At 58.5% G+C, this 18479-nt stretch carries 16 protein-coding genes; 7 read left to right on the forward strand and 9 right to left on the reverse strand.

Translation table 11 applies throughout. From position 1 onward, the window contains the following. The first annotated feature begins 4 nt into the window (after positions 1-4). Together ugpE and ACTJKV_RS15740 are read left to right on the forward strand one after the other, a co-directional pair. On the forward strand, positions 5-853 hold the full coding sequence (ugpE, locus tag ACTJKV_RS15735) for a sn-glycerol-3-phosphate ABC transporter permease UgpE (protein ID WP_062424364.1): 849 nt from the start codon (positions 5-7) through the stop codon (positions 851-853). Next, complete coding sequence (locus ACTJKV_RS15740) at positions 853-1902, forward strand: sn-glycerol-3-phosphate import ATP-binding protein UgpC (RefSeq protein WP_274101238.1); 1050 nt, start codon at positions 853-855, stop codon at positions 1900-1902. Before ugpE ends, ACTJKV_RS15740 begins: the two co-directional genes overlap by 1 nt. A 64-nt stretch (positions 1903-1966) precedes the next feature. On the opposite strand, the gene ACTJKV_RS15745 is transcribed toward ACTJKV_RS15740, so the two are convergent. Then, the gene (locus ACTJKV_RS15745; protein WP_440599049.1) at positions 1967-2950 is read right to left on the reverse strand and encodes an asparaginase; all 984 of its coding nucleotides are present in this window, start codon (positions 2948-2950) and stop codon (positions 1967-1969) included. 165 nt (positions 2951-3115) lie between these two features. Between ACTJKV_RS15745 and ACTJKV_RS15750 the strand changes: the two genes are divergently transcribed. Genes ACTJKV_RS15750 through ACTJKV_RS15765 form a run of 4 tightly spaced genes read left to right on the forward strand, consistent with a single transcriptional unit; the run spans position 3116 to position 6169 of the window. After that, complete coding sequence (locus ACTJKV_RS15750; RefSeq protein ID WP_194286661.1) at positions 3116-3841, forward strand: FadR/GntR family transcriptional regulator; 726 nt, start codon at positions 3116-3118, stop codon at positions 3839-3841. Between the two features lie 41 nt (positions 3842-3882). Then, on the forward strand, positions 3883-4782 hold the full coding sequence (locus tag ACTJKV_RS15755; protein WP_062599858.1) for a polysaccharide deacetylase family protein: 900 nt from the start codon (positions 3883-3885) through the stop codon (positions 4780-4782). A gap of 26 nt (positions 4783-4808) precedes the next feature. Next, complete coding sequence (locus ACTJKV_RS15760) at positions 4809-5108, forward strand: hypothetical protein (RefSeq protein ID WP_274101242.1); 300 nt, start codon at positions 4809-4811, stop codon at positions 5106-5108. Continuing rightward, positions 5108-6169 (forward strand): CobW family GTP-binding protein, encoded by a 1062-nt coding sequence (locus tag ACTJKV_RS15765; protein WP_274101243.1) that lies wholly within the window; start codon positions 5108-5110, stop codon positions 6167-6169. Before ACTJKV_RS15760 ends, ACTJKV_RS15765 begins: the two co-directional genes overlap by 1 nt. Positions 6170-6235: 66 nt before the next feature. Here the strand turns inward: ACTJKV_RS15765 and ACTJKV_RS15770 are convergent, their stop codons facing one another. The 7 genes from ACTJKV_RS15770 to ACTJKV_RS15800 form a co-directional block, all read right to left on the reverse strand. Further along, a complete protein-coding gene (locus tag ACTJKV_RS15770; protein ID WP_274101245.1) occupies positions 6236-6961 on the reverse strand; it encodes an SDR family oxidoreductase in 726 nt (241 codons plus the stop codon). 56 nt (positions 6962-7017) lie between these two features. Further along, on the reverse strand, positions 7018-8628 hold the full coding sequence (locus tag ACTJKV_RS15775) for an FGGY-family carbohydrate kinase (RefSeq protein ID WP_440599050.1): 1611 nt from the start codon (positions 8626-8628) through the stop codon (positions 7018-7020). Positions 8629-8708: 80 nt separating this feature from the next. After that, positions 8709-9440, reverse strand: coding sequence for an SDR family oxidoreductase (locus tag ACTJKV_RS15780; protein WP_062424355.1), 732 nt, complete (start codon positions 9438-9440; stop codon positions 8709-8711). A gap of 37 nt (positions 9441-9477) precedes the next feature. After that, the gene (locus tag ACTJKV_RS15785; protein WP_062599863.1) at positions 9478-10455 is read right to left on the reverse strand and encodes an ABC transporter permease; all 978 of its coding nucleotides are present in this window, start codon (positions 10453-10455) and stop codon (positions 9478-9480) included. Further along, positions 10445-11947 carry a sugar ABC transporter ATP-binding protein gene (locus ACTJKV_RS15790; protein WP_062424353.1) on the reverse strand — a complete coding sequence of 501 codons (1503 nt, stop codon included), beginning with the start codon at positions 11945-11947 and terminating at the stop codon, positions 10445-10447. The genes ACTJKV_RS15785 and ACTJKV_RS15790 overlap by 11 nt, the downstream gene beginning before the upstream one ends. Positions 11948-12075: 128 nt before the next feature. Next, positions 12076-12987 (reverse strand): ABC transporter substrate-binding protein, encoded by a 912-nt coding sequence (locus ACTJKV_RS15795; RefSeq protein WP_082479273.1) that lies wholly within the window; start codon positions 12985-12987, stop codon positions 12076-12078. Positions 12988-13080: 93 nt separating this feature from the next. Then, a complete protein-coding gene (locus tag ACTJKV_RS15800) occupies positions 13081-13965 on the reverse strand; it encodes an AraC family transcriptional regulator (protein WP_062424623.1) in 885 nt (294 codons plus the stop codon). Between the two features lie 552 nt (positions 13966-14517). Between ACTJKV_RS15800 and ggt the strand changes: the two genes are divergently transcribed. Then, the gene (gene ggt / locus ACTJKV_RS15805; protein ID WP_112519699.1) at positions 14518-16275 is read left to right on the forward strand and encodes a gamma-glutamyltransferase; all 1758 of its coding nucleotides are present in this window, start codon (positions 14518-14520) and stop codon (positions 16273-16275) included. Between the two features lie 139 nt (positions 16276-16414). Here ggt and ACTJKV_RS15810 read toward each other — a convergent pair whose 3' ends face one another. Beyond that, positions 16415-18418 (reverse strand): CocE/NonD family hydrolase, encoded by a 2004-nt coding sequence (locus ACTJKV_RS15810; RefSeq protein WP_440599051.1) that lies wholly within the window; start codon positions 18416-18418, stop codon positions 16415-16417. Positions 18419-18479 lie beyond the last annotated feature (61 nt).

Below are 18479 nucleotides of genomic sequence, written 5' to 3' on the forward strand. Positions count from 1 at the left end.
GAACATGATTGAAAAACGCCCCATCGCAAATGGCATTGGCCATCTCATCCTCATCATCGGCATCATCATTGTCGCCTTCCCGATCTACTACACGTTCATTGCTTCCTCGATGACGTCGCAAGACATCATCCGCCCGCCCATGTCTCTGCTCCCGGGCGGACATCTGATAGAAAATTATCGGGAAGCCGTGGCGGGTGGTGTCGAACGTGTGGTCGGCGTCAGTCTTGAACGCCTGCTCTTCAACTCCTTCGTCGTGGCAATGGCGATTGCCGTCGGCAAGATCATCATCTCGTTCCTCTCCGCCTTCGCCATCGTCTTTTTCCGCTTCCGCTTCCGGATGTTCTTCTTCTGGATGATCTTCATCACGCTGATGCTTCCGGTCGAGGTGCGCATCCTGCCAACCTATAAGGTGATCGTTGATCTCGGTTTGATCGACACCTATGCGGGCCTGACCCTGCCTCTGATGGCATCAGCGACGGCAACCTTCCTGTTTCGGCAGTTCTTCTTGACCATCCCGGGAGAACTGGTCGAAGCAGCGCGCATCGATAATGCCGGACCCTTCCGCTTCATGAAGGACATCCTTCTTCCGCTCTCGACCACCAACATTGCGGCGCTCTTCGTGATCCTGTTCATTTATGGCTGGACCCAATATCTCTGGCCGCTTCTGGTCACGAACGATGCCAAGATGAACACGATCATCATCGGCCTGCGCCGCATGGTCGATTTCACTGACGCCTCCACCCCCTGGAACTACGTCATGGTAACCGCGATCCTCGCTATCATCCCACCTATCATCGTCGTTGTTTTGATGCAGCGATGGTTCGTTAAAGGTCTTGTGGAGACAGAAAAGTAATGGCCCAGATTGTTTTGAACGATGTCCGCAAGATGTATGGCAATATCGAAGCCATCAAAGGTGTATCCCTGCAGATCGCCGATGGGGAACTGGTTGTCCTCGTAGGCCCATCCGGCTGCGGCAAGTCCACCTTGCTTCGCATGATCGCGGGCCTTGAGAGCATCTCAGGCGGTGAAATCTCGATCGGCAATCGGGTGGTCAACGACTTGGAGCCGTCCGAGCGCGATATCGCCATGGTGTTCCAGAACTACGCGCTCTACCCGCATATGACGGTGCGGCAGAACCTTGCTTACGGGTTGAAGAACCGCAATACGCCGAAAGACGAGATCGATCGCCGTATCGAGCAGGCAGCCAAGGCGCTTGAGATCGAACAGTTTCTGGAGCGCAAGCCGAGGCAACTGTCCGGCGGCCAGCGCCAGCGTGTGGCGATGGGCCGCGCCATCGTGCGCGAACCCGCCGCATATCTCTTCGACGAGCCTCTATCGAACCTCGATGCCAAGCTTCGCGTCCAGATGCGCGTCGAGATCAAGCGGCTTCAGCGCTCGCTTGCGACGACAAGCGTCTATGTCACGCATGATCAGATGGAAGCGATGACGCTGGCCGACAGGCTGGTGGTTTTGAATGCAGGGCGCATCGAACAGGTCGGCACGCCGATCGAACTCTATGAGCGCCCGGCAACGACCTTTGTCGCGACCTTCATCGGCTCGCCATCAATGAACTTGCTTGCGATCCCGACATCTTCCGGCAATTGGTCGATGACGCAGACCGCGGCAATTCCGGCCACAGCAGCCACTCTCGGCATCCGTCCGGAAGACCTCCACCTGATCGCAGACGCTCACCAGGACGAGGCTTTTACCGCCTCCGTCAAGGTTGCTGCGGTGGAACTGGTCGGCGCGGAAAGCTACGTGCATGGCATATTGGCAGATGGCAGCGCCATCGTCTTTCGTGTGGCCGGACGCTCGCGCATCGAGATGGACGACGTCGTGCAGATCGGCGCAAAGGCGGCAGATTTGCACTTCTTCAACGCCAGCGGCGCTCGTATCGACTGACTGCAAGAATGAAGCGGGACCTCCGAAGGTCCCGCTTCAACCATTCGGTAGACCGAAACACCGCCTAAAGACCGAAGCGCTCGATGTCACGGCGTATGTCTTCCATCCCCAACCCGGATCCGAGAAGCAACGCCAGAAGAACGCGCGCCTTTTGCGAACTGAGATCCCCTGCAAAGATAACACCGCCTTCCGCAAGGGTCTTGCCGCCACCATTTCCGTAGATTGGCTTGACGCGACCGCGTTGGCACCGGCTCGTCATGATGACCGGAACACCGCTCTTGACGAGATCGATAGCGGCAGCCGTGACGGCAGGTGTGGCGTTGCCACGGCCAAAGCCCTCGATCACGATGCCACGCATTCCCTCCGAGGCGGCGAAGCGCAGGAACCTGTCGCTCGTGCCGATTCCGAGCTTGACGATCTCGATATCCGTCTCGACACGTGTCGCAGGAATTTTGCCCGGGGCCACCGGGCGCCGGTGCACGATGACCAAGTCACCATCGACTTCACCCAGCTTCCCATGTTCGGCAGAGATGAACGTGTCGGTGCGAGAGGTGTGGGACTTCGTCACGTCGCGGGCTGCATGAAACTCCTGCTCAAAACACAAGAGGACGCCCAGACCGCGGGCGGTCTCAGATGCAGCGATGCGAACCGCGTCGGCAATGTTGCGTGGACCATCGCCATCCGGTTCATCGGCTGCGCGCTGCGCACCGGTAAAGACGACCGGCTTCCCGCTATCGATGAGAAGATCGGCCATATAGGCGCTCTCCTCCATCGTGTCGGTTCCGTGCGTCACGACGACACCGTCGATCTTGGGGTCGGCGAGATGGTCTCTTATCCTGCAGGCGAGAGCAAAAGCGTCTTCGAGCGAGAGGGCAAAGCTCCCGACCGTCATGAATTCATCGACCACCAGCTCGACACCGGTGAGACGGCTTCCCAACGACGCCCGAAGCTCGCTTGCGCCAAGCTTCGCCGTCACATGGCCTGTGCTCGCATTTTTCTGCGACGCAATCGTACCGCCCGTGGTGATGAGGCAAACAGTTTTCGTCATGATCTTTCCCCTAAATCTTTACGTCAGCTAACTTGGTCTGACCAAGATTGTCAAATGGCGAAGAATTGGGCACCAAATGCCTATTCTTTGACGTTGACGGCCTGACCGAAATCCGATCTTCTGCATTGAATGGAACTCTTGGTCAGACCAAGATGGAGCGCACACTTGGTTGAAACAGCGATCGGGAAAAAAGCAGAAGCGGGAAGCGCAGGCGGAAGCGCTGTCGCGGCAACGGTGAGAGCACTCGCCTCGATGATCGCTGAAGGCCACTGGTCGCAGGGATCCGCGCTGCCACCGCAGCGGGAGCTCGCAAGGCTGCTCGACATCAGCAGAGCGACGCTTCGTGAGGCCATCTCCGTTTTGTTGACCACCGGCAAAATCAAAGCTCAAGACAATGGTCGCGGTTTCGTTATCGCCGATGGTAACGATGAGACGAACGGTGCCTGGCCGCAAGGCGCACCCTATTCTCTTCGCGAGGTTTACCAGTTGCGGCATGTCGTCGAAAGTTATGCTGCGCAACTTGCTGCGATGTCTCGCACGGAGCACGATCTTGCTGCGTTGCGAAGCGCGCTAGCCGCCTTTCGCTGCGCGGCACAGGACGCAGATCTGGGCGGTTACGTGGAGGCTGATACCGAGTTTCACCGCCAGATCCTGGCGATCTCCGGCAACCGCCTCCTCGTCGATATGCATCGAACATTCGCCGGCGTCATGCAGGAGAGCCAGCGCATGCCGGTCCTGCACCCTGGCGATCTTTGGCCTGCGGTCAAGGAGCATGAGTTGATCTTGGAGGCGATCGAACGCGGCGATCCGGACGGTGCGCTTTATTACATGCGCAAACATATCAGCATGGGGGGCAGCCGCTCGGGCCTCTCTCCAACCGAACTGCCCTGAATTCAATCAGGCCGACCCGGCCATTACAGAAGGAAGCGATCATGGCGAAGGAAATACTGGTGTCCTATGGTGTCGACGTCGATGCCGTCGCGGGCTGGCTTGGCTCTTACGGTGGCGAAGACAGCCCCTGCGATATTTCCCGCGGCGTCTTTGCAGGCAAGGTCGGCTCTGTGCGTTTGCTCCGTCTCTTCGAAAAGTGGGGCATCAAGACCACCTGGTTCATTCCCGGGCACTCGATCGAGACATTCTGGGATGAGATGAAGCAGGTTGCCGATGCCGGTCACGAAATCGGCATGCACGGCTATAGCCATGAAAACCCGATTGCCATGACGCCCGAACAGGAAGAAGCGATCTTCGACAAATGCGTCGATCTCATCACCAAGCTTTCCGGCAAGCCGCCGCGCGGTTATGTGGCCCCCTGGTGGGAGTTCGGCTCCAAGACCAACGAACTGCTGAAGCAAAAGGGTATTCTCTACGATCACTCCCTGATGCACAACGACCACCACCCCTATTATGTCACCGTCGGTGACGAATGGACGAAGATCGATTATTCCAAGCATCCGTCGCACTGGATGAAACCCTTTACCCAAGGTCCCGAAACCGACCTGATCGAAATCCCTGCGTCCTGGAACCTCGACGACCTCCCGCCGATGATGTTCATCAAGGCCGCGCCCAATAGCCACGGCTTCGTCAACCCGCGCGACCTCGAGCAAATGTGGATCGACCAGTTCGAGTGGGTCTATGAAAATTATGACTATGCCGTCTTCCCGCTCACCATCCACCCGGATGTTTCCGGCAAACCCCACGTCCTCAAGATGCACGAGCGCATCTTCGACCACATCCGTCAGTTTGAGGGCGTGAAGTTCGTCACCATGGAAGAAATCGCCGCTGACTTTGCCAAGCGTTACCCGCGCAGCGGCACGGCGCGTCCCCAATCATAAGTCTCAAGGCATAAGGGAGAAAGCGAATGTGCGGCCTGTGCGGTGCGCTTGGCGCGGCGGATCATTGGAGCAGCGGCGGCAAAGGCGTTGCGTCGATGACGCCCGCCGCCGAGCGTTACCGACAGGCCAGCGCCGTCAATGCAGTCCTTGGTCATTATGGGCTGCGGTTGAAGGTCTGGAATGATCGATATGTTCTCTCCGGCCGCACGGGAAAGAGTGCGGTCGTAGACCATCTGGGCCAATTGTGGCCATTGGCTGAGGCTTTTGCCGGCAAGGTGATCGACCCTCTCGATCCAACGCTTCTGTCGAAAATGCGGGAGGCGTGATGCCATCTGGCGCTCAACCACCCATCGTCGTCAACGTCCTCACAGGCTTTCTGGGCTCAGGCAAGACGACCCTGCTTAACGCGTTGCTGTCGGGTCCCGATCTTTCCAACACCGCCGTGATCATCAACGAATTCGGCAGCATCGGCCTCGATCACCTGCTGGTTGAGACAATCGAAGACGATACTGTCCTTCTGCAGAGTGGGTGCATCTGCTGTACAATCCGCGGCGATCTGAAGCAGGCGATCCTGTCGCTCTTCGAAAAGCGCAAGGCAGGTCGTATAGGGTCTTTCACCCGGCTCATCATCGAGACAACAGGACTTGCCGACCCAGCACCGATCGTCGCCACGCTGACGGCTGATCTGATGTTGAAATATCATTTTTCGATGGGCAACATCGTCACCGTCGTCGAGGTTCCGAATGGCCAACACAACATTGAGACCTATACCGAAAGCGCGCGGCAGGTCGCCGTCGCCGATCGACTTGTCATCACCAAGACGGACATTGCCGAGCCCGATGCGGTAGCTGCGCTCATCGCCAAGCTGTCGACCATGAATCCGACGGCCAGCATTGAAATCAGTGATCCTGCCAATCCTGCTGCGAGCCTGATCCTGACGGAGGACATCCACGACCTTTCAGCCCGGCCAGCCGAAGCACGGCGTTGGGTCGCAGCGGAGCGCTACCATGACCATGCGCATGCACCGTCGCAGGACGTCAACGCGCATGGGGCGATCCGCGCCATATCCCTAACCACGCCCAACGCGGTGTCATGGCCTCGGTTTTCGACATGGCTCTCGTTGCTGGTCAACAGGCATGGCGAGAAGCTCCTGCGCGTCAAGGGTATCATCGGCGTCGACGGACACGAGACACCGGTGGTGATCCACGGCGTTCAACATCTCATCCACCAGCCCGTCCACATGGCCGCCTGGCCCGCAGAGGATCGCACAAGCGTTCTCGTGTTTATTGTCGATGGCGACATCGGGAATATCGCCCAATCCTTTGCCGCCTTCGTCGAGGCCGATCCGCTTGCAATAACAGACTCTCCGAAGCAGGCGGAGCAATAGTCGCGCCTCGCTCATAGAACGCCAAGCGCGCGGCTTCGCTGCGGATCAGCTTCGCAAAACCACCGATCAAACAGCCAGGAAACCACCGTCGATCGGCAGTATGGCACCGGTAATCATCTTGCTGTCGTCGGACAGCAGAAGTGCGATGCTCTCCGCCACTTCCTCCGCTTCTGCGAAGCGATTAAGCGGATGGCGAACCATCATCGGCTGGCTCTTCACCGGATCGTTCCATGCTTCCGCAGCAAGTTCGGTCAGCGTGATGGTGGGGGCGACCGCGTTGACGCGGATGCCATGTGGACCAAGCTCCTTGGCGAGCACGCGTGTCGCGCCCTCAAGCCCCGCCTTGGACGCGGCATAGCAAAGATGATCCTGAAACCCGCGGTGACCGGCAATCGACGTGATGTTGACGATCGCACCACCACCGCCTTTTGCGACGCGTGCCCGGGCAAACTCCTGGCAGGTGATGATAGCGGCGCGCAGATTGATGCCGAGCACAGCTTCATAGCCTGCATCGGTCATATTCAATACGCTTTCCAACACATTGATCCCGGCGCTGTTGATCAGAAAATCGCAGGTGCCTGCCTCTGCCATCGCAGCACGAGTGGCGACGGCATCGGCGAGATCGGCACGGATCGAACGTCCACCAATTTCGGCTTTCAGGCTGTCGAGATCGGACTGCGTCCGGCTGATAGCCACAACCTCTGCACCGCGTGCCGCCATGAGGCGGGCGCAGGCGCGTCCAATCCCTTTGCCGGCTCCGGTGATGATGACGGACTTTCCAGAAAACTGCATGATATCCTCGCGTAATGCGGCCGCGTTGGCCTGCTGATCTTTGACTTCGACGGTATTCAGGAATGGGTATTGGAGCGAATGGCGCGGGCTGCATTCTGCAGCGCCAGGAACGCTTCGTAGCGCACGTCATGCACCTCGCGAAACGCGGCCTCTGGCGAGGCAAGGTTTTTAACCCGAGACATCTTCGTCATGGCCGACGAAAGATCCGGGAAAGTTCCCGCCGCAACTGCGCCAAGCATAGCCGAACCAAGAAGAACCGGCTCTTCGCATTCCGTCAACTCGACGGGCATGCCGGTTGCGTCAGCCAGCAATTGCTGGGCAAGCGGATGGGCACCGGCGCCGCCGCTGACGCTGATGGTTTCCACCGGCGCACCGTGTCGGGCCTGCGTCTCGATGATCTGGCGGAGCCCGTAGCCGAGGCCAAGAAGTCCAGCAACATAAAGCGCGACGAGCGAATCCACCCCTGTCTCCATACCGTAACCAGCGATGACCGCGCGCGCGTGAGGATCGGCGAACGGTGCGCGGTTACCGAGAAATTCCGGCACCAAATGAAAATCCCTGGCGATATCCACTGCGCTAGAAGCCGACGTAACTAAGCTCAACGCGCGATCGGCGAGCCAGACCGGCAAGGCCTTACCCTCATTGTTTGCGCGATCTTTCGCCTCCGTAAACGCCGGGTGCAGTTGCACCAGATAATCAATGGCAGCACCTGCGGCGGACTGCCCGCCCTCATTTAACCAGGCGCCTGGAACCATGGCAGAATAATACGGACCCCAGACACCTGGTACAAAAGCTGGTTCGGCGGTGGTCGTCATGGTGCAGGATGAGGTGCCAAACACATAACCGAGGCATCGCGAGGCGTCTCCGCCTGCCGCGACCGTCCCCACCCCGCCGGCATGCGCGTCGATCAGACCGGCGGCGACAGCGGTGCCGGGGCGTAACCCCATTGCCTTCGCGGACTCATCCGTCAGCCCGGCGCCGAGCGCAGTGCCTGGATGGACGACGTTTTGACCAATGCGACGGAAGCCCTGCTCCGCCAAGTCCCCGAGACCGATGGCATTGAAATAATCAGCGTCCCACCGATCCTCATGGGCAAGATAGGTCCATTTGCAGGTCACGGTGCAGGCAGAACGGTCGAGCGATCCGGTGGCCTTCCATGTCAGGAAATCCGTCAGATCGAAAAAGTGCGCAGCGCGGACGTAAACACGGGGGCTGTTTTCCTTGAGCCATAACAGCTTGGGCGTCTGCATCTCTGGCGAAATGCGCCCGCCGACATATTGCAAGACGGCATGGTCGCCGGCATTGATCCGCTCAGCCTGCCCAACCGCGCGGTGGTCCATCCAAACGATGATGTCCCGCTCAGGATGGTCGGGGTCGCCAACCGGAAGCGTCTCACCGTCCGGACCGCAGACCACAAGCGAACACGTTGCGTCAAAACCGAGACCCGTCACGTCTACCGGATCGATACTGGCTCGCGAAACGCTTTCCCGGACGCTCTCGCAAACCGCTTGCCACACCTCACCGCTTGTTTGCTCGGCAATACCGACATCTTGCCGGTGCATTGAGATCGGCCGTTTGGCCGTTGCGAGAAGCTTACCTTCCACATCGAAGACACCTGCCCGAGCAGATCCGGTGCCGACATCGACGCCAATCAGGTAGGAAGCCATTTGCAGTACTCCTCGAGCGGATCACACAACACATGAGAGAAGCGGCTGAACCCATTGATGTGATAGCCGCCACTCGATTATCAGACGCGATCGAAGTTGGTCGGCAGAACCAGCATGTCGCGGATGGTGACGGTGCGCTTGCGCGTCAGCATGTAGACAATAGCATCGGCCACTTCGCTCGCGTCGATGAGGCTACCCGATTCCTTGGCCTTGCGAAGGTTTTCCTCCGGCCAGTCTGCCAACAGCGCGGAGACAACCGGACCGGGCGAGACCTGGGCGACACGTACGCCGTGCGGGATCATCTGGCGGCGCATGCCCTGGACGAAGCTGGTAATCGCCCACTTGGAACCGGAATAGACAGGCTCCCAATAGGTGGGGAAGTGTCCGGCAATCGAGCAGGTAACGATGATATCGCCAGTCTTGCGCTCCGACATGTGCGGCACGACGGCGTGGACATTCTTCATGACGGCGTTGACGTTGAGGTTCAGCATCTTGTCGATGGCTTCCGGTGTGGTCTCCGTCAGGTCACCGCCGATGTAAGTCCCGGCGTTACAATAGAGAATGTCGATGTGGTCGACCTTTGCCAGGATTTCGGGGATCATGGCATTGCAGCTGTCGGTATCCAGAAGATTGGTGACCTGCGCAATGGCACGCTCGCCAAGCTTTGCGACAAGCTCATTCAAGGCCTTCTCGTTCCAGTCGACCATGACCACGGTGGCGCCCTGCTCCAAGAGCGCTTCGGTGGTGGCAAGCCCGATACCGGAGGCGGCACCGGTGATGACCGCGATCTTGCCTTGCAGCGATTCAGACATTTAGTTCTCCTGCGTTTATGAAGATGTTCCGGATGACCTAGCGCCACTCGCGCCCGATATAGATGGCCAGCAGAATGATGAAGCCCTTGATGACGTCCTGCAGATAGGGGTTGATGCCCATCAGGTTGAGGCCGTTATTAAGAATGCCAAGCAGCACGGCGCCGATCAAAGTGCCGAGGATAAGTCCCCGGCCGCCGGCAATCGCCGTCCCCCCAAGCACCACCGCAGCGATCGCATCCAGCTCGAAGCCAACGCCGGCATTGGGCTGACCGCTCATCAGGCGACCGGTCAGAATGAGTGCGGCAAGTGCGGCGGTGACACCTGAAATGCCATAGACGGCGAGCTTGACGCGCTGCGTCTTCACCCCCGAAAGCCGGGCTGCGAGTTCGTTGCCACCAAGGGCGTAGACGTGACGACCAAAGGCTGTTCGCTGGAGAAGGACCCAAGCGATGGCGTAGATGACGACCATGATGACAACGGGGACTGGAACGGCACCGATGCGGCCGACACCGAACCACGAAATCCAGCTCGGAATGCCGCTGACCGGATAGCCACCTGAATAGATGAGGCCAAGACCACGCGCCATTCCCATTGTCGCCAGCGTGACGATGATGGCTGGCATTTTTCCCCAGGCGACGAGTGCGCCATTGAATATGCCGATACCGAGCCCGATGAACAGCCCGGCAGGCAGCGCGATCGAAGCCGGCAATCCGGTATTGACCATCAATCCCGCCGAGAGCGTTCCCACAAGCGCCATGACCGCACCGACGGACAAGTCGATGCCGCCGGTCAGGATGACGAAAGTCATGCCGACGGCAAGGATGCCAACGACGGACACCTGCCGAAGCACGTTCATGATGTTGTTAACGCTGAAGAAATTGTCGCTTGCAAGACCCATCAGGATCGAGACGACGATCAGACCTGCGAGCGGCAATGCCAGCGGCGAATGCAGCAGGCCGCTCAGTTTGAAGCCGCCCGTCTTCGCGGCAACGCCGGTGTTAGCATCAAGCGACATGTTCAACTCTCCCGGTGGTAGCGTTTGTCATTATTGTTTCGGAATTGATATCTTCGCCCTGAAGCGTGGCGACGATGCCGCCGGAGCGGAAGACGCAGACCCTGTCGGACATGCCGATCACCTCGGGCAGTTCCGACGAGATCATGATGATGGAGTGGCCGCTCGCGGCGAATGCCCGCATCAGCGCGTAAATCTCGGCCTTCGCGCCAACGTCGATGCCGCGCGTAGGCTCGTCGAAGATCAGCACCCGCATGTCATGGTTCAACCAGCGGGCAATCACGATCTTCTGCTGATTGCCACCGGATAGGGTGTCAACGCGGGCATAGGGTCCCTGCGCCTTGACCTGAACCTGCGCCATTGCTTTCTTCGTGTGCTCCAGCTCCTTCTTCAGGTCGAGGAACCAGTGGGCTTTCCGATATTTGCGGTAGTTGTTCAGCGAAATGTTCTGCAGGATGGAGAAGCTGGTAATCAGCCCCTCTTCCTTTCGGCTTTCCGGCAGCAGACCGATGCCGCGGATCAGCGCGTCATCAGGACCGGAAAACCGTGTTTCGGAGCCATCCAGCTTTATTCTGCGCCGTGAAGCCGAATGTGCGCCAAGCATAGCGAGCACCGTTTCCGAGCGACCCGAGCCAACCAGCCCCGCAAAGCCGAGGATCTCTCCTTTGCGCAGTGAAAACCGCGAGATGGGCCCGCCCTTCTTCAGCTGGAGTTCTTCGACATCGATCACCACCTCGGCCGACGGATCAAGCTTCGGCTTCGGCGGGAAACTCGCCTCGATGCGCCGGCCCACCATCATTTCAACCAGGCGGTCGTTGTCCACTTCGGATGTCATGCAAGACCCGATGAGCTCGCCGTCACGCAGAACGGTGATGCGGTCACAGATTTCGAAAATTTCCTCGAGATGGTGCGAAATGAAGATGATCGCCACACCCTGACGACGCAGCTCACGCATCACATTGAAGAGGTGCTCAGTCTCGGACGGAGTGAGCGTTGCCGTTGGCTCGTCGAGCACGAGAATGCGCGCGTCCAGTGAAAGCGCTTTCGCAATTTCGACGAATTGCTGCTGGGCGACCGAGAGCCGATTGACCGGCACGTCGAGAGGAACATCCACCACCAAGCGGCTCATGATCTCGGCGGCCCTCTTGCGCATGGCGCCTTTGTTCAACAGGCGAAGCGGCCCGCGGATCTCACGGGCAAGGAACATGTTCTCCACGGCGTTGAGATAGGGGATCAGGCTGAATTCCTGAAAGACGATGCCAATCCCGGAAGCAATCGCCTCGTCATAATTGGCGAATTGCCGCTCTCGTCCGTCAATGCGGATCGTCCCGCCGGAGGGCTGCAAAATGCCGCAGAGAATTTTCATCAAGGTCGACTTGCCGGCACCGTTTTCGCCGAGAAGCGCGTGCACCTCACCGGGGCGTGCCTGGAGGTCGACGCCGCGCAGGACCTCGATCTTGCCGAAGCTTTTTCTTATTCCGTTCAGTTCGAGCACTCTACCCTCCTCAATAGTCGGGATTTAGAGCGCCGCGCGTCTTTCAGGACGCACAAAGGACGCTCTAATGTCTTTAGATCCAAGCATCCCGCCCCCGCCTAAGCGGGAACGGAGCCTGGGAGGAGTTATTACCAGCTGAATTCGCCGGCGTTCTTGCTGTCCACGACCATGACGTCGATCGGCACTTCCTTCGGCACAACGCGTGCACCCCATTTCTGAGCAAGTGCCATGGCAAGTCCAACGCGGACCTGATCACGTGGGAACTGCGCCGTGGTTTCGATGAAAGGCGTACCATCGGCGATGGCCTTCACCGCTTCGGGAGCGCCGTCCACAGAGGTCAGCTTGATGTCCTTGCCGGAACCCTGGATCGCCGAAAGCGCACCCATGGCACCGCCGTCATTCACGGAGAAGATACCCACGAGGTTCGGGTGCGACTGGATCATGTTCTCGACCACGCCAAGAGCAACGGAGCGATCCTGACGACCGTTCTGCGTGTCGACGAGCTTGATGTCCTTGAATTCCGCCAGTGCGGCCTTGCAGCCTTCGACGCGTTGGAGGATCGGCACAACCGGAATACCGTCGAGGATCGCGACCTCGCCCTTGCCACCAACGGCTTCACCGAGATGTTTGCAGGACATGTAGCCCGCATCGCGGTTCTTCGAACCCACGAAGGTGTCGACCGGACCGTTTGCATTGGCATCCACGGCGACGACGATGACACCTGCGGCTTTGGCTGCATGAACGGCGGCTTCTATGCCCGCGCTGTCGGTTGGGTTCAGAAGAAGGATGTCGATCTTCTGCTGAAGCATATCTTCAACGTCGGAAATCTGCTTTGCAACATCATGGCCAGCGTCGGTTACGACGACATCGGCTCCGATGCTCGCTGCGGCTTCCTTCAGCGCTTCCTGCATGGACACGAAGTAAGGGTTGTTCAACTCCTGAAACGTCATGCCGATCTTCAGCTTTTCCTGTGCCAGAGCCGGCGCGGCCATCAGTGCGAGGGCGGCTGTCGCCATCAGAAACTTCGACTTCATTTTCATATTACTCTTCCTCCCGTTGGAATTTGGGCAGCAACTACCCGTTTCCGGACAGTCGTCTGTCCGAATTGATGAAATCTGCGATGTGCCGGTGGGTTATTCCGCCATGACTGCCGCCTTTTGGGCCGCGAATATGGTTCGGAACCTCGACGGCGACATTCCCTTCAGTTTCAAGAAATGCCGGTTGAAATTCGAAAGGTTGGAGAAGCCCACGTCGTAGCAGACTTCGGCAACCTTGACGTCCTGATCCGCCAGCAGCATCTGACAGGCGAGATCGATCCTGAGTTGATTGCGGTAACGCACGAGCGTCGTGCCTGTGTGGCGCTTGAAGGCGCGTGAAAACGTGCTGGGGCTCTGGCCGACGATCTCAGCCAGATCAATTTCATCCACCTGCGCGGTCAGATGCTGGCGCAGATGCGACAAGGCGCGATTGATGCCGCTATCGCCAGTGCCTGCCAAATCCAGCTCATAGCTGAGACTGGCCAGAACCTCGGGAGATGGCGCTTTGACCAGAAGGTCAAGAATTTCCCAGAAGACCGCGAGGCGCGTAAGCCCCTGCGCTTCGATCAACCTTTCGACCAAAGGCCGGACGCGATTGCTCGTCTCATCGTCAAACAGAATGCCACGGCGACTGCGTTCCAGCAGACTGCGAACCGGCTCCATCTCTGACATGCATGCACTGGCTTCTTCTATGAACGCTTCCGGAAACTGGATCACGAGAGAGCGCGTCGGAACGATTTCCTCGGGCTCTATCTCGCTGATCCAGTTCTGGGGGAGATTGGGGCCGGTCATGATCAGCTGGCCGGGGTCGAAGCGTCCGACAAAGTCGCCAATATAGAAGGTGCCGGACGTGGCCACGACGAGGTGGATTTCGTATTCGGGGTGGTAATGCCAGCGAACCGTACGGAACGGGTAGCCATGCCGCCAAGCAGCGAAAGACTCGCCCTTGCGAATGTGGACCAGTTCCAGATCGGGCTGCATCATGGTTCCTCCCTCACACACGTCCGCCTCAAGTCGAAACGAGACCATTCCTCTTATGGCTCGCCCCAGGCGTTGAGGTGGAGCATAGGCGCGACCGGAGCTATTACTCCACCTCACGCCGCAGAAATTGCTGATACTTTTTTGACTGCTCTATGCTGAAAAAGGAATAGCAGTGCATTGGGCCTAACAATGAACACCAATCCTGCATCGATTTTAGCCAACAACTTCGCGTGATGTGTTCACAACCCGTGCAACGGCACGCTGAAAGGCTAAAATTTTCGCGCTTCGAGAGGCTGCTACACAGGCGCCTGGCTTATACTTTTTCGCGCATCCGGTGATGGATAATCATCAGAAAAGCATCGGCGGTAAAATGGCGGACTATCATCGGAGGGCCCCATCCGCGCGTCGTGCACCTGTCATCAGTCAGAGTGGACAGGCTGTGACACAGTCCTCATAGTGTGACCAAATCGTTTTGCGGTGGACCCACATGGGCTCGCGGGGTGTCGCGTCTCACTGCCATTGGCCGTGGTGCCAATTAGAAGGATAGGACAAATGCAACCGAGACTTCTCAGCCGAACTTTTCTTGCCCTGGCCCTTTGCTCTTCCGTGGCCTCAGCTCAGCAGGCGTCCGACACCGTTGCCCCGGAAAAAGCAACGGCGGTTGCAACGGCTCAACGCGTGGAAGCCAAAAGCTTTATGGTCGCGGCTGCCAATCCGCTCGCGGCTGAGGCGGGGCGTGATGTGATTGCCAATGGCGGGAACGCAATTGATGCGATGGTTGCGGTGCAGACCCTGCTCGGTCTCGTCGAACCGCAGAGTTCCGGTCTCGGCGGCGGTGCGTTTCTCGTTTATTACGATGCGACAAGCGGGAAGCTGACCACCTTCGATGGCCGGGAGACGGCACCCATGGAGGCCACCCCGACACTCTTTCTCGACGCGAAAGGCCAGCCCCTGAAGTTCATGAACGCCGTGGTGGGGGGCCGCTCGGTTGGTACGCCTGGAACCGTCCGCCTTCTCGAGGACGTCCACAAACGCTTCGGCAAAGCGGAATGGGCAAGCCTCCTGAAGCCCGCCCAGACCTTGGCAACACAAGGCTTCAGGGTATCGCCACGCCTCGCCTCCCTGGTCGCCTCCGAGGGTGACCGGTTGAAGACCTACAAGGAGACCACGTCCTATTTCTTCGATAGCTCAGGGGCGGCTTTGAAGGCAGGCACCGTGTTAAAAAATCCATCATACGCAGACACGCTTGCGCTTCTCGCGAAAGATGGTGCTGACGCATTCTACAAGGGGAAAATTGCGGAGGACATCGTCAAGACCGTGCGGGAAGCCGCCGGCAATCCCGGCGTACTTTCGCTCGCCGATCTTTCCAATTATCGTATCATCGAGCGAGAGCCGGTCTGCTTCACCTATCGCGCACTCGATGTCTGCGGCATGGGTCCGCCGTCGTCAGGAGCAGTCGCCGTCAGCCAAATCCTCGGCCTTTCGGAAAATTTCGATCTCAAGGCTTTGGGGCCACAGAATGTGGAAAGCTGGCGCATCATCGGCGATGCCCAACGTCTTGCCTTTGCCGACCGTGAACGTTACGTGGCCGATCCAAACTTCGTGCCGTTGCCGATCAAGGGCTTGCTCGACAAATCCTATCTGGGTGAGCGCGCAAGGCTGCTGGATGGCGACAAGGCCTTGAGCAAGGAAGCAGTCAAAGCCGGCGAACCCGGCTGGGATCACGCGCTCCTCTTCGGCCGGGATGCGGCACTGGAATTGCCATCCACAAGTCACTTCGTCATCGTCGACAAGGAGGGCAACGTCGTTTCCATGACGACAACGATCGAAAACGGCTTTGGCTCACGTCTGATGACCAACGGCTTTCTCCTCAACAATGAGTTGACGGACTTTTCCTTCAAGACTCATGACGGCGGCCTGCCGATTGCCAATCGGGTCGAGCCTGGAAAGCGGCCGCGCTCCTCGATGGCACCAACCATCGTGATGAAGGACGGAAAACCACTGCTCGCCATCGGCTCGCCAGGTGGCAGCCAGATCATCGGATATGTGGCGCAGGCGCTCATTGCCTATATCGACTGGGGTATGCCCGTGGAGGAGATCGTGGCCCAGCCGCATCTCATCAATCGCTTCGGGACCTACGATATCGAGGCCGGCACCAAGGCGGAAGACATGGCCGAACCTCTCAAATCACTCGGGTACGACGTGAAGCCGGGCGAAATGAATTCCGGCTTGCACGCCATTGAGATCACCGGCAAAGGCTTGGTTGGCAGCGCCGATCCACGCAGAGAAGGCGTTGCCGCAGGGGAATAAGAGCGACCTCGAAGGCTCATTTCGCTTGGCCAAAAGCACCAATGGGAAACTGAGACGCACTCTTTCTGCCATGCCTCAGGCAATTGAGCGAAGGGTGCGCTCAGCACCGTTCGCTCTTGCTGGTCATCCGATATGGGGCTCAGATCATATCCCGGTCAAAGCGCTCGTCCCATTGGCGCGTCTTGACCAGCGTTCCATTCTCGAATGCTGACAACTCTCCGGCCAGGTAGAATTTGTTCTCGTCCGAGCGCATTTCTGTTCGGCTTTCGATTTTTATCCGCCAGCCGTCACGCCCCATTTCATAGCTCTGCGTCAGCACGTATTTCGCCGAGAGCGGATCGTCGTCCTTGATGGTCAACTCACGGCGAAGACTGTGACTAAGTTGAGTATCGATCTCGTCGAAGCAGATGACGCCCTCTCCGAACAAGCCGCCCACGCCTTCCGTGATGTAGGTATTGATTCCGGTTTCATGGTCCTGTTCGGTCCAGCGCCTGACCGTGCCGGCATCGACCTGCGACATCGGAGTCGACGGCCCGTGAGCGGGTGCATCGAAACACACTTTCGTCTCATGCGAGGGCGCACGAACAGGGAGCTCAAGTCTGCTCTCCGCCACGGAGATGCTGAGCGTCGCATTGTATGGAGACGTCCAGACCATTGGCCAATAGGCAGTGGCGATGGCCAGTTGAACGCGATGACCTTTGGCAAAGCGATAGCCGCAATCGTTGAGCTTGATCGCTACATCGTAGAATTTGCCCGCCTCCAATGCTTCCGGCTCTTCATGGCTATCACGATGGGTCAGGTTGAAGACCTGATAGCTTACCCGCGTCACGCGGCCATCCGGCAGAACATCGTTCAACCGCAGCGAAATTTGCGCTACCGGGCAATCTGCAGCAACGCGAAGGCGGACCGAAGGTGCACCCAACACATCGAGATCCTGTTCCAGTATCTCGGTTTCGAAGACGAGCGCGCCCCCATTATCAAGCCGCTGGTCTGTCGGGTGTTCGCCTGGGCAACCCGTTGCCATCCATTCGCCACCTGCTTTTCCGTGGCTTTGCGGAGAACGGATTTGCAGGATCGCTGCCTGCGATGCGTTTCCGCCAAGGCGACGATCAGCGCCAAGATCGAACTGCTTTGCAGTTATCTCAGGCGATGGCCATTCTGCTTCACCAACCCACCGACCCTCCGTCGTGGTGCGCGTGCCCGTGGGTTCGATCGTGTCACAAACAAAGGCACGCAACATGGGCTCGTCCATGACGCCTGTCTCTTCACCCTTGAGCCATTGATCCCACCAGCGGGTTGCCTCCTGAAGGAAGCCGATGGCAGGACCTGGAACACCATCCTGAGGGTAAATGTGCCCCCAGGGGCCGATGATCCCGCGACGTGGGACTTGAAGGTTTTCCAAGAGTCGGGACACAGGATTGGTATAGCTGTCGGCCCATGCCCCAATTGCCAGCACCGGGCACTCAATGGCGCTCCAGTCTTCACAAACGGATCCGTGTTTCCAGTAGTCGTCATAACGCTGATGTTCGAGCCAGAGGGCGGGGAAGAAAGGGAGTTTGTCGAGCCGCTCCAGCCACCGCTCTCTCCACACGTCGCCGACGATCTTTGGATCCAGAGGCCGGCTCTGGTAGGCCAGCATGATTGTGCCCCACCACAAATTATCATTGAGCAGCAAACCGCCCATGTAATGGATGTCGTCCGTATAACGATTATCTGTCGAGTAGGCGGTGATGATCGCTTTCAGCGCGGGAGGTCTGCGCGCCGCCACCTGCAAACTGTTGAAGCCGCCCCAGCTTTTTCCCATCATCCCAACATTGCCGCTGCACCAGGCTTGGCGGGAAATCCAGTCAATCACTTCAAGCGCGTCATCCTGCTCCTGCTTCAGATATTCATCCGCCATATGTCCATCGGACTCGCCCGTCCCACGCATATCGACGCGAATGGCCGCGTAGCCCTGGCTTGCGAAATAGCCATGCATCGGCTCGTCGCGCCCACGAGTACCGTCGCGCTTGCGGTAGGGAATATATTCAAGGATTGCCGGGACCGGCGATTGTTCTGCGTCTTCCGGCAACCAGAGCCGCGCCCCAAGGCGCGTACCATCGCTCAACGGAATCCAGATGTGTTCTTGGACATGCACTGTCATTTCAAATATTCCAGTCAGATTATGCGCCTTACTGGCGCTCCAGTAGCGACGACAGGATTTT

It is taken from the genome of Agrobacterium sp. 22117 (assembly GCF_052045735.1).
Taxonomy (GTDB): Bacteria; Pseudomonadota; Alphaproteobacteria; order Rhizobiales; family Rhizobiaceae; genus Agrobacterium; species Agrobacterium cavarae.